This window comes from Actinomadura sp. NPDC048394 (assembly GCF_040651755.1).
GTDB lineage: Bacteria > Actinomycetota > Actinomycetes > Streptosporangiales > Streptosporangiaceae > Spirillospora > Spirillospora montaniterrae.
On sequence record NZ_JBEZJL010000054.1, the window covers coordinates 1 to 13,099 of the forward strand.

General features: G+C 75.2%; 12 protein-coding genes. 3 read left to right on the forward strand and 9 right to left on the reverse strand.

The window, feature by feature from the left end; genetic code table 11:
* Positions 1-132 precede the first annotated feature (132 nt).
* Positions 133-576, reverse strand: a complete 444-nt coding sequence (locus AB0C78_RS33155; RefSeq protein ID WP_344261414.1) for a heme-binding protein — start codon at positions 574-576, stop codon at positions 133-135.
* Between the two features lie 238 nt (positions 577-814).
* Here AB0C78_RS33155 and AB0C78_RS33160 point away from each other — a divergent pair, with 238 nt between their 5' ends.
* The gene (locus AB0C78_RS33160) at positions 815-2,638 is read left to right on the forward strand and encodes a helix-turn-helix domain-containing protein (protein ID WP_360755658.1); all 1,824 of its coding nucleotides are present in this window, start codon (positions 815-817) and stop codon (positions 2,636-2,638) included.
* A gap of 16 nt (positions 2,639-2,654) precedes the next feature.
* Here AB0C78_RS33160 and AB0C78_RS33165 read toward each other — a convergent pair whose 3' ends face one another.
* The 8 genes from AB0C78_RS33165 to AB0C78_RS33200 all read right to left on the reverse strand — a co-directional run bounded on the left by AB0C78_RS33165 (position 2,655) and on the right by AB0C78_RS33200 (position 10,324).
* Positions 2,655-4,028: an MFS transporter gene (locus tag AB0C78_RS33165; protein ID WP_360755661.1), complete on the reverse strand. Its 1,374-nt coding sequence runs from the start codon at positions 4,026-4,028 to the stop codon at positions 2,655-2,657.
* Positions 4,025-4,384: a Rieske 2Fe-2S domain-containing protein gene (locus AB0C78_RS33170; RefSeq protein ID WP_360755664.1), complete on the reverse strand. Its 360-nt coding sequence runs from the start codon at positions 4,382-4,384 to the stop codon at positions 4,025-4,027. Before AB0C78_RS33170 ends, AB0C78_RS33165 begins: the two co-directional genes overlap by 4 nt.
* Before the next feature lie 27 nt (positions 4,385-4,411).
* Positions 4,412-5,629: an FAD-dependent oxidoreductase gene (locus AB0C78_RS33175; RefSeq protein WP_360755667.1), complete on the reverse strand. Its 1,218-nt coding sequence runs from the start codon at positions 5,627-5,629 to the stop codon at positions 4,412-4,414.
* A complete protein-coding gene (locus tag AB0C78_RS33180; RefSeq protein ID WP_360755670.1) occupies positions 5,626-5,988 on the reverse strand; it encodes a Rieske 2Fe-2S domain-containing protein in 363 nt (120 codons plus the stop codon). Before AB0C78_RS33180 ends, AB0C78_RS33175 begins: the two co-directional genes overlap by 4 nt.
* 65 nt (positions 5,989-6,053) lie before the next feature.
* Positions 6,054-6,767, reverse strand: a complete 714-nt coding sequence (locus AB0C78_RS33185; RefSeq protein ID WP_360755673.1) for an iron-containing redox enzyme family protein — start codon at positions 6,765-6,767, stop codon at positions 6,054-6,056.
* 50 nt (positions 6,768-6,817) lie between these two features.
* Positions 6,818-8,257 (reverse strand): aldehyde dehydrogenase family protein, encoded by a 1,440-nt coding sequence (locus AB0C78_RS33190; protein WP_360755676.1) that lies wholly within the window; start codon positions 8,255-8,257, stop codon positions 6,818-6,820.
* Positions 8,254-8,703 (reverse strand): RidA family protein, encoded by a 450-nt coding sequence (locus tag AB0C78_RS33195; protein WP_360755679.1) that lies wholly within the window; start codon positions 8,701-8,703, stop codon positions 8,254-8,256. Before AB0C78_RS33195 ends, AB0C78_RS33190 begins: the two co-directional genes overlap by 4 nt.
* Positions 8,696-10,324 carry a gamma-glutamyltransferase gene (locus tag AB0C78_RS33200; RefSeq protein WP_360755682.1) on the reverse strand — a complete coding sequence of 543 codons (1,629 nt, stop codon included), beginning with the start codon at positions 10,322-10,324 and terminating at the stop codon, positions 8,696-8,698. Before AB0C78_RS33200 ends, AB0C78_RS33195 begins: the two co-directional genes overlap by 8 nt.
* 310 nt (positions 10,325-10,634) lie before the next feature.
* On the opposite strand from AB0C78_RS33200, the gene AB0C78_RS33205 reads away from it, so the two are divergent.
* Entirely contained in the window at positions 10,635-12,269 is a 1,635-nt protein-coding gene (locus AB0C78_RS33205) for a hypothetical protein (protein WP_360755685.1), read from the forward strand.
* Positions 12,270-12,350: 81 nt separating this feature from the next.
* Positions 12,351-13,094 carry a YoaK family protein gene (locus tag AB0C78_RS33210; protein WP_360755687.1) on the forward strand — a complete coding sequence of 248 codons (744 nt, stop codon included), beginning with the start codon at positions 12,351-12,353 and terminating at the stop codon, positions 13,092-13,094.
* Positions 13,095-13,099 lie beyond the last annotated feature (5 nt).

Genomic DNA, 13,099 nt, shown 5'->3' on the forward strand with positions numbered 1-13,099 from the left:
TCGCGACCGACAGCTCGGAGGCGAGCGGGCCGAAGAACGCGTGGATGAGGCCGTCGTAGCGGACGAGTTCGGTCTCCACTCCGGCGTCCTTCAACTGGACGGCGCGTTCCGCCGTCCGGCCCGGCACGGGCGCTACGCGGTCGCGATCTTCTCCTGGAAGGCGCGGAGGGCGGCGGCGCCGACGGCCTTGTCCTGGTCGCCGTTGCCGCCGCTGACGCCGACCGCGCCGACGACCTCGCCCTCGTGCACGATCGGGAAGCCGCCGACGAAGATCGCGAACTTGCCGGGCAGCATCTGGTTGATGCCGAACGCCTCGTTGCCGGGCAGCGCGGGCCCGTTCGGCGGCTCGTTGAACTTGTGGGTGTCGCGCTGGTGGCCGGCCGCGGTGAACGCCTTCGCGATCGCGATCTCCACGCCGGTGAGGCGGGCGCCGGTCATCCGGTGCAGCGCGATCGGGTGCGCGCCGTCGTCGGCGATGCAGATCGTCTGCTTCACCCCGATGCGTCGTGCCTCCTCCTCGGCGGCGGTCAGCATGACCAGGGCGTCTTCCAGGGTGAGCCGGTGAACGGTGTGCACGGGACCTCCGGTCGTCTCGAGCGGAAACGCCGTCCCGGAACGCCCCCGCCGCCGTTTCGATGGCGATTTGCGAGGGGTATTGCCGGAATCGGAATTGTCACGCAGGATGTGGCTGACGGTTGAAGCGCCGGCTCTCACCGTCCGCCACGCGTTGCCTTGATGTCCCGTCAGTCTCGGAGGACCGCCGCCACCGGGGCTATGTACACTCTGCCGAACGATCCGGACGGGATGTGGGCACATGGCACAACCATCGGTATCCGCGACGACCCCCGCACCGGCCGCCTCCGGGCCCGCGCCCGCACCGGCGCCCGCGCCCGCACCGGCCGGGGACCAGGTGCCGGTCCGGACCCTGCTCGCCGAGCCGCTGCTGCGCGGCACCCTGGTCGCCGGGGCGTCCGGGCTCGACCGCGGCGTCGGCTGGTGCCTGCCGCTGTCGGAGACCCGCACCGACCCGGGCACCGGCCCCGACCTCGCCGGCGTCGCCGTCCACCTGCCGGTGACCGCGCTGGCCCCGCCCGACGAGGCGGCGGCGCTGGTCGCCGGCCTCGTCCGCCGGGGCGCCGCCGCGCTGCTGGCCTGGCGCCCGCGCGGCGCCGCCGCCGACCCCGCCGACGCCGACCTCGCCGGCGCGGGCCTCGCCGCCGCCGTCCGGGCCGCCGACGCGGCGGGCGTCCCGCTGCTGGAGCTGCCCGCCGAGGCCGACTACCGGGCGGTGAGCCGGCTCGTCGGGCAGAAGGCGCTCGCGCAGGCCGCGCACATCCTGGAGTACGGGACGCGGGTGCACCGCACGCTCGCCGAGGTCCTCGCGCACGGCCCGGGCATCCCGGCGATGGCGCACGCGATCGTCGGGCTGTCGCGCTGCTCGGTGCTGATCTGCGACGCGGAGGGCGAGCGGCTGGCCTGGGCGGAGACGCCCGACGGCCCCGCCCCCGACCCCGACGCCGTGCAGGCCGCGCTCCCGGCGCCCGCCCCGCGCGCTCCGGACGCCGTCCTGGACGGCCACGCGCACGCCGCCGAGACGGAGCTGGCCGTCGCGCCCGGCGTGACGCTGAACGCGCTGATCACGCCCGTCGTGGTCGGCGGCGAGCCGTTCGGGCGGCTGGTGATGGTCGAGCGGACGTGCCCGCCGGACCCGCACGACCTCGCGCAGCACCGCGTCGTCGCCGAGCACGGCGCGACGCTGATCGGGTCGGAGATGCTGCGGCAGCGGTCGGTGCGCGCCGCGGAGGAGCGGGCCCGCGGCGACTTCGTCGAGGCCCTCGTCCACGGCCGGTTCGCCGACCCCCACGAGCTGGGCGCGCGCGCTCGGCACCACGACTTCGACGTGGACGGCCACTACGCGGTGCACGTGGTGTCGGCGGCGGCGCTACTGCCGGTCGGCCGCGACTACCTGCGCCGGACGGTCACCGCCACCCGCACCGCGCAGACGCTGGAGCCCGCGGGCTGCACGCTGACGGCCGCGATCGGCTCCACGATCGTGGTGATCCGGCAGGTGACGGCCGGGCCGGACCCGCTCAAGCAGCGGGCGGAGGCGGCCCGGTTCGCCGAGCGGCTGCACCGGGCGCTGCGCCCGCAGCTCGGCGACGACCTGCGGGTGACGCACGGCCGTCCGGGCGGCGGCGCCGCGGGCGTCGCGGCCGGGTACCACGAGGCGCGGCTCGCGATGGGCCTCGCCTGGCACACGTCGGCGGCGCCCGTCTGCGGCTACGACGACCTGCGGGTGTTCGCCGCGCTGAAGGACGTCGCGGGCAGCGCGGAGGCGAAGTCGTTCGCGCAGGAGACGCTCGCGCCGCTGCGCCGCGCGAACGGCGGCGACCTGGAGCAGATCGTCCTCGCGTACATCAGGACGTCCGGGAACCTGAACGCGGCGGCCCGCGAGCTGGGCATGCACCGCAACACGATGCTCTACAAGCTGGACCGGGCGTCGCGGGCGCTGCGGATGGACATCCGGTCGGCGGACGCGCAGTTCATGTTCTGGCTGGCGCTGCACATCGACACGCTGACGACGGTCACCGGCACCCTCGCCGACGAGATGGCCCCGCCCGCCGCCGCGCCCCGCTAACGGAGCGGGTCGCCCGCTAACGGAGCGGGTCGGGGCCCGCGAAGGACGCCAGGAGGCCCAGGGCGGCCGTCGCGGCGCAGGCGGTGAAGATCAGGCCGAACGCGGGAGCGTGGTCGAGGACGGCGCCGACCCACGCGGCGCCGACCGCGGACCCGCCGAAGCGCAGCAGGTTGAACAGGCCGAGGCCGGCGCCGATCCGGCCCGCGTCCGAGCGGGTCGCGCCGGTCGCGGCCGGGGTCTGGACGAACGCGACGCCCGCCCCGGTGAGCGCCAGCGCGGCGAGCAGCAGCGGGATCGTCCCGGACCAGGCGAGGACGGCGGCGACGAGCGCCTGCCCCGCGATGAGGACGGCGAGGCCGCCGCGCAGGACCATCCGGGCGCCGAGCCGCTCCATGAGCACGCCGGTGACGGGCCCGAGCAGCGACATCACCAGCGGCAGGCTCAGCAGGTAGGCGCCCGCGACGAGGGTCGCGGTGTGCCGCTGCGTGGTCAGGTACACGGGGACGGCGAGCAGCGTCGCGCCGAGGCAGAACATCTGCGCGAGGACGCTGAGGCACGACCGCAGGTAGCGGGTCTCGATCAGCAGGCGCGGCGGCAGGAACGCGTCGGGCCGCCCGCGCGAGGTCGCGACGTACCCGATCGCGGCGAGCAGCCCGGCGAGGGCGCCGCACCACACGACGGGCGAGGCGGCGCCGAGGCTCGCGGCGGCGGACGTGGCGCCGAGCCCGAACGCGGCGGCGAGGGTGAGCAGCGCGGCGCCGCGCCAGTCGAGCGGGACGGCCCGCGCCCGCCCCGGCGGGACGAGCCGGACCGCGAGGACGGCGGCGGCCAGGCACACCGGCACGACCGGCCAGAACACCGCGTGCCAGCCGAACCAGGTGGCGAGGCCGCCGCCGAGCGTGGGCCCGGCGGCCTGCCCGACGCCGTTGGCGGCGGCCCACAGGCCGAGCGCCCGGCCGCGCCGGTCGCCGTCGAACCGCGCGGCGATGAGCGCCATGACGGCGGGCAGCATCGCGGCGGTCGCGACGCCCTGCACGGCGCGCATCGCGACCAGGAGCGGCAGCGTCCCGGCGATCCCGGCGCCCGCCGACGCGACCGCCAGCACGACCATGGCCGCGACGAACACCCGGCGCGGGCCGATCCGGTCGCCGAGCCACCCCGACACGGGCAGCAGCACCGCGAACGTCAGCGTGAACGCGACGACGACCAGGGTCCCGGCGGAGATCGGCGCGTCCAGGTCCCGCAGGATCATGGTCAGCGGGACGTTGACGATCGTGTTGGCGACCGTGCCGGTGAACGTGCCGAGCAGCAGCGGGACGAGCGCCGCCCACGACCCGCGCCCCGCCTCACCGTGCCCCCGGGCGCCGCGGCCCCGGTCGAGCGTGGTCATCCGCGGGCGAGCTTGCGGCGGCGCGGGCCGCCGTCCGCGGCGTCCTCCGGCGGGACGTGCACGAGGATCCGCCCGTCCTCCTCCTTCACCGGGTACACGCGGATCGCCTTGGTCGCGGGAGGCGTGATCGGCTCGCCGGTGGCGAAGTCGAACACGCTGCCGTGGCAGGAGCACAGCAGGCCGTCCTCGGTGGCGCGGCCGGACGACAGCAGGCAGTCCAGGTGGGTGCAGTAGTTGGACATGGCGTGCACCTCGCCGTCCCAGCGGGCGACGGCCACCTCGGCCTCGCCCACGAAGAAGCGGCGGACGACGCCCTCGGGCACCTGGCCCGAGCGGGCCACGGGCTGGTATTCCATCGGTCGCTCCTGTGATCTCGGTGACGGCTAGAGCGCGTCGAACAGTTCGGTGAGGTCGGCGTCCTCGTCGCGCAGGACGTCCGGGTCGGGCGCGGCGCCGGCGCCGATGAGCTGCCGCGCCACGGCGAGGTCGCCGCCGCGGTCGACGGTGAACGCGCCGCGCAGCACCCCGCCGGTGAGGTAGAAGGCGACGAAGTCGAAGTCCTCGACCCGGCCGCGGACGACGATCCGGTCGGCGCCGTCGCAGTGCCCGGCGTGCTGGAGGTTGCGGCCGAACTGGTCGGACCAGAACCACGGCGGCGCGGTGTGCGCGGACCTGCCGCCGAGGATGTTCTTCGCGGCGGCCATCCCCTGCGCGTTGGCGTTGTCGAAGTGCTCGGCGCGGACGCGGCGCCCCAGCTCGGGCCGCCACTGCAGGGCGACGTCGCCCGCCGCGTAGACGCCGTCGACGGACGTCCGGCAGTACTCGTCGACGGGGATCCCGCCCGCGGTCTCGATCCCGGCGCCGGTGACGGCCTCGACGTTCGGGACCATGCCGGCGCCGACGACGACCACGTCCGCCTCCAGCGACGCGCCGCCGCTGGTCGTGACGACCGCGCCCGACGCGGTCTCGGCGTACCCCTCGACCTTCTCGCCGGTGCGCAGGTCGACGCCGCTGGTGCGCAGCAGCGCGGCCATGACGTCGCCCATCAGGTCGCCGAGGACGTGCCCGAGCGGCCGTGCCGCCTGCTCGACCAGCGTGACCTGCGCGCCGAGGCCGATCGCGGTGGACGCGACCTCGCAGCCGACGAACCCGGCGCCGATCACCACGACCCGCGCGCCCGGCCGTAGCTCGGCGCGCAGCCGGTCGGCGTCCTCGATGGTGCGCAGGTAGCGGACCCGGTCGCCGTCGATCCCCGGCAGGCGGCGCGGCCGCCCGCCGGTCGCGATCAGCAGCGCGTCGGCCCGCAGGGACGAGCCGTCCGCCAGCTCCAGGCTCCGCTCGCCGGGCCGGATCGCGGTCGCCGCGGCGCCGAGCCGCAGCTCTACGCCGTTGCACTCGCACCAGTCGGGGGTGAGCAGGTACAGCTCGTCGCGGTCGTCCTCGCCCGCCAGGTACTCCTTCGACAGCGGCGGGCGCTGGTACGGGACGTGCGGCTCGGCGCCGACCAGGGTCACGCGGCCCTCGAAGCCGCGGCGGCGCAGCGTGCGGGCGGCGACGGCGGCAGTCTGCCCCGCCCCGGCCACCACGACCGACTCGATCATTGTGCGCCCTCCTTCACGGGCTCCTCTTCCAGGACGCGCGGACGCGGGTCCACGTACACGGCGTCGCCGGCGATCCGCACGGCGTGGCTCGGCTGGCACTCGTCCCGGTCCTCGACGCGTCCGGTCGCCGGGTCGATCAGCCACTGGTGGCCGGGGCAGATCACCCGCCCGTTCAGCACCGTCCCCTTCGACAGGGACCGCTGCTTGTGGACGCACACGTCGTCCAGCGCGTAGACGTCGTCGCCGACCAGGAACAGCGCGATAGCCCGCCCGGCCACGGTCACGCCGAGCCGCTTCCGCTTGCGCAGCTGCGCCAGCGACGCCGCCTCCACCCACTCCTCCTCGGGCTGCTCGTCCACGTGCTCCTCCTCGCATGTGGTGCGGCGGCGGGGCCGCCGGGCCCCGCCGCCGGGTCGGGATCGGATCAGGCGCTGACGAGGTCGGGCTTGACGTAGGTGTCGTAGAGGCCCTGCGTGTAGGAGAAGCGCATCTCCGCGCCCCACCGGCACAGCTTCAGGCAGCGCTGCTGCAGCGCGGGCGTGTCGGCGTGGTCCAGGACGATCTGGTAGCCGCGCTCGCCGTGCACCACGTCGGACGTGATGTGCAGGTCGAAGAACTCGATCTCGTCCTCGGTGAACCCGTACACCTCGCGCAGCGGCACGATCTGCTTCTTGTAGATGCTCGGCACCTGCGACTCCAGGCCGACGACGAGGGCGGCGGTGGCGACCACGAAGTGCTCGCGCATCGCGACCGCGTAGCACCAGGCCTGCAGGCCGCGGGTGATGGCGTTCATGTTGTCGGGGTCCTCGACCCGCTCCCGGGTGGTGCCGCACGCCTCGGCGAACCGGATCAGCAGGTCGGTGTGGCGGATGTCGGCGAGCTCCTCCTCGTACATGTTCTGCAGGGTGAAGTCCTTGGCGCCGGTGAACTCGTCGGGCGTGTTGCCGTAGACGTAGCCGAGGTAGTCGGCGAACGGCCCGACGTAGTGGTAGTGGTTCTCCGCCCAGCGGGCGAAGTGCTCCCGCTTCAGCTCACCGTTGGCCCACGCCTGGCTGAACGAGGCGTTCTTCGCCTCGCGTCCCTTGATGGCGTTCTCCAGCTCGGCGCGGAACTCTTCCTTGGACAGCAGCTCTGCCATTTCCTTGCTCCCTTCCGGTGGTGCGGCGACTCGTTATTCGGGGGCCTTTTTCAGGGGGTGATGTAGACGCTCTTCTCGCGCAGGTAGAAGAGCATCATCGAGGGGCCGGCCTGCTCCTTGTAGGTCTGCGTGCTGGAGTCCTTGAGGCCGCCGAACGGCACGGTCATCGCCATTCCGGACGTCGGCTGGTTCACCTTCACCAGGCCGGTCTCGGAGCGGCGCGCGAACTCCAGCGCCCGGTCGAGGTCGCGGGTGACGATCCCGGCGGACAGCCCGTAGTCGGTGCCGTTCGCCAACTCGACCGCCTCGTCCAGCCCGGACGCCCGCTGGAACCCCAGCACCGGACCGAAGATCTCCTCGCGGGTGATCCGCATGTCCGGGGTCAGGCCGGCGAAGACGGTCGGGGCGGCGAAGTAGCCGTCGCCGGGCAGGCGCCGCCCGCCGGTGACGAGCTTGGCGCCCTCCTCCTCGCCGATCCGGACGTAGTCGAGGAACTTCTCCATCTGGAAGTCGGCGGCCAAGGGGCCCATGTGGACGCCGTCGTCCAGGCCGTTCCCGACGGTGCGGGCCTCGGCGGCGCGCGCGACCCGGTCGAGCAGCTCGTCGTGGACGGCGCCGTGCGCGATGACCCGGCTGGTGCCGGTGCACGCCTGCCCGGACAGCCCGAACGCGCCCTTGACGATGATCTGCGCGGCGCGGTCCAGGTCGGCGTCGTCCATGACGACGACCGGGTTCTTGCCGCCCATCTCCAGCTGGACGCGCCGCGACGGGCCGACGGCCGCGTGGACGGCGCGTCCCGCGCGGGTGGAGCCGGTGAACGTCACCGCGCCGACCCGCTCGTCCGCCGCGACGGCGGCTCCGGCCTCCGCGCCGCCGTGCACCAGCGCGATCGCCTTCGCCGGGAGCCCGCCCGCGAGCAGCGCCTCGACGAGCCGCTGCGCCAGCAGCGGCGTCACGGGCGACGGCTTGAACACCACCGCGTTGCCCGCCGCCAGCGCCGGCCCGAGCTTGCGGGACGGGATGTTCAGCGGGAAGTTCCACGGCGTGATCGCTCCGACCACCCCGACCGGCTCGCGCCGCGTGTAGACGAGGCCGCCGTCGGCGGACGGGTAGCTCTCGCCGCCGATCCGGTGCGCCTCGGCGGCGTAGAAGCGCAGGTTGCGGGGCGTCCGGGAGATCTCCATCGCGGCCTCGGCGCGGGTCTTGCCCTCCTCGCGCACCAGCTCGCCGACGAGGTCGTCCGCCCGGTCCTCCAGCCAGCGCGCCGCCGCCTCGAGAACGTCGGCGCGTTTCTCCGCGGACGCCGCGCCCCATTCCGCGGCGCCTTCCACGGCACCGTCGACGGCCTTTTCCACGTCCGCCGCCGACGACTCGGGGAATTCCCCGACGACCTCGCCGAGATCGGCCGGGTCATGGCGCCGGAACGTCACGCCCGAGGATGCGGGAACCCATTCCCCGCCGATCAGGTTCAGGCCCTTGTGCACGGTCACTCGTCCTCCACGTTCGGTGCGGCGATCGCGGTCAGCTCGATTTCCACCGGGGCCCCGCCGGGCAGCGCCCGGACGCCGATCGCGCTGCGCGCGGGGCGGCCGAGCCCGAGGCCGTCCAGGACCTCGGAGGCCCCGTCGGCGACGGCGGACAGCTCGGTGAACCCGTCGGCGCAGGCCACGTACACGGTCATCCGGAGCCAGCGCCGGACCCGGCCGGCGTGCCCGGCGGCCAGGGCGGCGACGGCGTTGCGGGCGGCGAGCGCGGCGGCGGCCCGGGCCTCCGCGACGTCGAGGTCCCGGCCGACGAGCCCGGTCACGACCAGCCGGCCGTCCTCGCGCGGCGTCATCCCGGCACTGGCGAGCAGCACGTCGCCCGCGCGCAGCGGCTCGGCGACGGCGGTGACGTAGGCGCCCTGCGGACGCGGCGGCGCCTTCGGCTCAGACACCGAGGGCCACCCCGTCCTGGCGGGGGTCGGACGCGCCGAGCAGGGCGCCGCCGGCGACCGAGACGATCTGCGCGCTGCCGCCCGCGTCCCACGCGTCCTGGACGGCGACGTCATGCCCGGACGCGCGGAGCGCCTCGATGCGGGCGGCGCCGAGCCGGGACTCGACGCGCAGCTCCGGCGGGCCGCCGATGACGTCGGCGTCGCTGCCGGGGTGGACGGTGAAGCGGGGCGCGGCGACGGCCGTCGCGGGGTCGTGGCCGTGGTCGAGCAGGTGCGAGAGCAGCTGGGCGTTCCACTGGACCTGGCCGTCGCCGCCCGGGGTGTTGCCGACGTGCAGCAGGCTGCCCGCCGCGTCGGTGACGAGCCACGCGTTCAGCGTGTGCAGCGGGCGGCGGCGCGGCCGGACCTCGTTGGGGTGGCCGTCGATGAGGTAGGCGCCGCGCCCGAGCCGGTTGTTCAGCACGATCCCGGTGCCGGGGACGGTCATCCGGGCGCCGAAGGTGAAGGCGAGCGAGTGGATGAGGCTGACGGCGCGGCCCTCGGCGTCCACCGCGACCATCGACGTGGTGTCGCCGCCCGCCGGCACCGGCGAGGGCGCGGAGGCGGGGATCTCGCCGGCGTCGAGGCGGGCGCGGGCCTCGGCGATCGCGTCCGCGGCGAGCAGGCCGCGCCAGTGGTCGCTGTCGGCGCCGCATCCGGCGAACCGGTCGGCGAACGCGAGCCGGGCGGCGCACGCCATCCGGTGGACGGCCTCGGCCGACAGCCACGGCAGCCCGGCGAGGACGCCGTCGCAGAGCCCGGCCTGCTGCGCGACCATCCAGCCGGGCGTCGGCGGCGTCGTGAGGTGGACGGTCGTGCCCTGGTACGTGCAGGTCAGCGGCGTCTCGGCGGTGGAGCGCCCGCTCGCCATCCACTCGTAGCCGGAGAACGGGGCGCCGGCGGCGACGAGCGCGTCCACGCACCGCTCGGCGAGCCCGCCCGCGTACAGGTCGTTCGGATCGCCGGCGAGACGGCGCAGGGTCCCGGCGAGTTCGCGCTGGTAGAGCGGCTCACCGGCGGACGGGACGCGCCCGTCCGGCAGGAACGTCCCGGCGGTGCCGGCGTCGCGGGCGAGGGCGTCGCGGCGCTCGACGATGTCGGCGCGGGTCTTCAGCGTGCACGGCAGGCCGTTCTCCGCGGCGTCGATCGCGGGCGCCCACAGCTCGGGCAGGCCCCGGGACGCGGAGTCGGCGTGCAGGGCGGCGAGCGCGCCGACCGCGCCGGGCGCGGCGACGGCGAGCGCCCCCTCCAGCGGGACGGCGGTGAGGCCGCGGTCGCGGTAGAAGGCGGGCTCGCCGCCGTCCGGGCCGAAGCCGCTGCCGTTGAACGCGGCGACCGAGCCGTCCGGGCGGCGCAGCAGCGCGAACGCGTCGCCGCCGACGCCGCACTGGCCCGGCAGCGCGAGCCAGGACAGCGCGGCCATGGCGAGCGCCGCGTCCACCGCGTTCCCGCCCTCGGCGAGGACCCGCGCGCCGGCCAGGCTGACCGCCGGATGGCTGGAGGCGACCATGCCGCCGGACGCGACGGCGGGGCCGCGGCCGGGGTGCCCGAAGCCCGCCGGCGTTGCGTTCTGTGCTGACATGCCGCCCAGTTTCGGCGGGTCGCGAACCGCGCCGATACGGGCCGAATGCCGAAGATCGGCACCCTTCCTTGGGCACCCTGCACAGGCGGAACGGACCCTGCTGATCGCTTGCCAAGGAGTCCGACATCGTGCACAAAATGACTGCCTGTGCCGTGTGCACGTTCCTCATTGCTCACCGGGGAGGGATCGACCAGATTCTCTGCAACCGTTGCGCCGATCGCCTCGCAGATGGCGCCGACAGGGAGGTGGCGCGCCCGTGGGAGCCGCTCACTGGGTCTATCTGTCCGGAATAGTCCTCATCATCGCCGTCATGATCGCCCGGAAGAACGTCGTGATCCCCGCCATCGCGGCGACGTTCCTCACCGCCTGGACGTTCACCGGCAGCTTCGTCAAGGGACTGGAGTCCATCTTCAATGCCAGCCTGACCTCCGCCTCCGAGCTGTTCAACATCTTCCTCATCATCGCGCTCGTCACGGCGCTGCTCGGCGCGCTGCGCGCGCTCGGCGCCGACCGCCGCATGGTCGAGCCGTTCCGGCTGGTCATGCGCTCGGGGCACTCCGCGTTCTGGGTGCTGGCGTTCGTCACCTACGCGATCAGCCTGTTCTTCTGGCCGACGCCGGCGGTGCCGCTGATGGGCGCGATCCTGCTGCCCGCCGCGATCGCCGCCGGGCTGCCCCCGATCGCCGCCGCGCTCGCCATCGCCGTCGCGGGCCAGGGCATGGCGCTGTCCAGCGACTACGTCATCCAGGTCGCGCCAGGGCTGTCGGCCAAGGCCGCCAACGTCGGCACCGACGCCGTCGCCGACAAGGCGATGGTGCTGTCGCTGATCACCGGCGGCGTGGCCCTGTTCCTCGGCTACCTGATGACCCGCTCGCAGTACCGCGAGCCGGACGCGCTGCTCCTCGAACGCTGGGAGGCCGGCGAGACGGAGGCCGCCGCGCCCGCGACGCGCCGCTCGCTGATCCCCGGCCTGCCGCTGCGCCGCCGGATCCTGCAGCCCGCGCCCGCCGCCGCGACCACCGCCGAGGGCGAGACGTCCGTCGCCGTCCTCGACTCCGGCCCCGGCTCAGGGACCGGGACCGGCTCCGTGACCGTGCCCGCGCCGCGCAACGGCGGCGGCGCGTCCGGCGGGACGCGGACCGGCGGCGCCGGACGCTCCGGAGGCGAGCCGAGCGACGCGATGGCCGCCGCCGCGCTGAAGTCCCTCAACGGCGGCGACCAGCCCGGGGACGACTGCCCGAAGCGGTCCAAGGCGTTCGCGGCGATCATCCCGCTCGCGCTCGTCGGGCTCGTCGGCTACATGCTGCTGGGCAAGTTCACCGACGCGGTCCCCGAGGTCGTCGGCGGCGACGCCGCCGCCCTGGTCGGCGGCGTCACCGTCGCGCTGCTGCTCGCCGCCGCCGTCGCCCGCGACGCCGGCAACGCCCTGCAGGCCTGCGCCGACCACATCGTGGACGGCCTCGTCTTCGCGGTCCGCGCGATGGGGGTCGTCATCCCGATCGCCGGGTTCTTCTTCATCGGCAACGCCGACTTCGCCGGCAAGATCATGAGCCTCGGCGACGGCGCGAAGGCGCCCGGCTTCCTGTTCGAGTCCGTCACGCACCTCGAGGGCGCCATCCCCGACAGCCGCTACGTCGTGGGCTTCGGCGTCCTGATCATCGGCATGATCACCGGGCTGGACGGGTCGGGCTTCGCGGGGCTGCCGCTCACCGGCTCGCTCGCCGGCACGCTCGGCCCGACGTCCGGCGTCGACCCGTCGCTGCTCGCCGCGATCGGCCAGATGGGCTGCGTGTGGTCCGGCGGCGGCGTGCTCATCGCCTGGTCGTCGCTGCTGGCGGTCGCCGGGTTCGCCCGGGTCCCGGTCATGGACCTCGTCCGGCGCTCGTTCGTGCCGGTGGTGGCGGGCCTCGTGGTCGCCACCGTGGCCGGCCTGATCATCTACTGACGCCCCCGCGCGTCCGGGCGCGCCGCCGCAGGCCGGCGCGTCCGGACGCGCGGCGTCCCGTCCCCTCGTGTAAGGAGCAAGGTGACCACCTCGTCCGACCTGTCCACGGCCGCCGCGCCCGGCGCCCCCGGCGCGGCGGCCGCGGGCCGGCCCGCCCTCTCCCCCGCCCGGCTGCGCGCCGTGCTGCTGGTGCTGCTGACGTTCGGCGCCGGCGCGACCGACATCGTCGGCTTCCTCGGCATGGAGAAGGTCTTCACCGCCAACATGACCGGCAACATCGTGCTGTTCGGCCTCGCGGCGGGCGAGGCGCACGGCGTCGACCTGGCCCGCTGCGGGATCGCCACGCTGGCGTTCGCGCTCGGCCTGTACGCCGGGTTCCGCGTCGCCGGACGCACCGACCCCGAGCACGTGTGGCCCGCCCGCGTCACCGCCGTCCTGTGCGTCGTCCTCGCCCTGCAGACGGTGTTCCTCGCCGGATGGGCGCTCGCCGGCGCGGAGCCGCACGGCGCCGGGCTGCTCGCGCTGATCGCGCTGTCGTCCACCGCGATGGGCGCGCAGACGGCGGCCGCGCGCAGCATGGCCGCCGACGGCGTCACCACCACGTTCGTCACCGGCACGCTCACCTCGATCATGGGCGGCCTCACCGTCGGCCAGACCGCCGCGGCCGGGCTGCGGACCTCGGTGATCGTCGCGCTCGCCGCGGGCGCCGCCGTCGCGGGCGCGCTGATGGCCCACGCCCCCGTCGCCGCGGCCGCGCTCAGCCCCGCCGTCCTCCTGATCGTCGTGCTGGCGGCCCGCCGCCTCCACCCCGGCCGCGCGTCCTGACGCAC

What these genes read in the sequence shown, in the direction of transcription:
- AB0C78_RS33160 (WP_360755658.1), top strand. Translation starts at nt 815, where the DNA reads ATGGCACAACCATCGGTATCCGCGACGACCCCCGCACCGGCCGCCTCC.
- AB0C78_RS33165 (WP_360755661.1), bottom strand. Translation starts at nt 4,028, where the DNA reads ATGACCACGCTCGACCGGGGCCGCGGCGCCCGGGGGCACGGTGAGGCG.
- AB0C78_RS33170 (WP_360755664.1), bottom strand. Translation starts at nt 4,384, where the DNA reads ATGGAATACCAGCCCGTGGCCCGCTCGGGCCAGGTGCCCGAGGGCGTC.
- AB0C78_RS33175 (WP_360755667.1), bottom strand. Translation starts at nt 5,629, where the DNA reads ATGATCGAGTCGGTCGTGGTGGCCGGGGCGGGGCAGACTGCCGCCGTC.
- AB0C78_RS33185 (WP_360755673.1), bottom strand. Translation starts at nt 6,767, where the DNA reads ATGGCAGAGCTGCTGTCCAAGGAAGAGTTCCGCGCCGAGCTGGAGAAC.
- AB0C78_RS33200 (WP_360755682.1), bottom strand. Translation starts at nt 10,324, where the DNA reads ATGTCAGCACAGAACGCAACGCCGGCGGGCTTCGGGCACCCCGGCCGC.
- AB0C78_RS33205 (WP_360755685.1), top strand. Translation starts at nt 10,635, where the DNA reads ATGATCGCCCGGAAGAACGTCGTGATCCCCGCCATCGCGGCGACGTTC.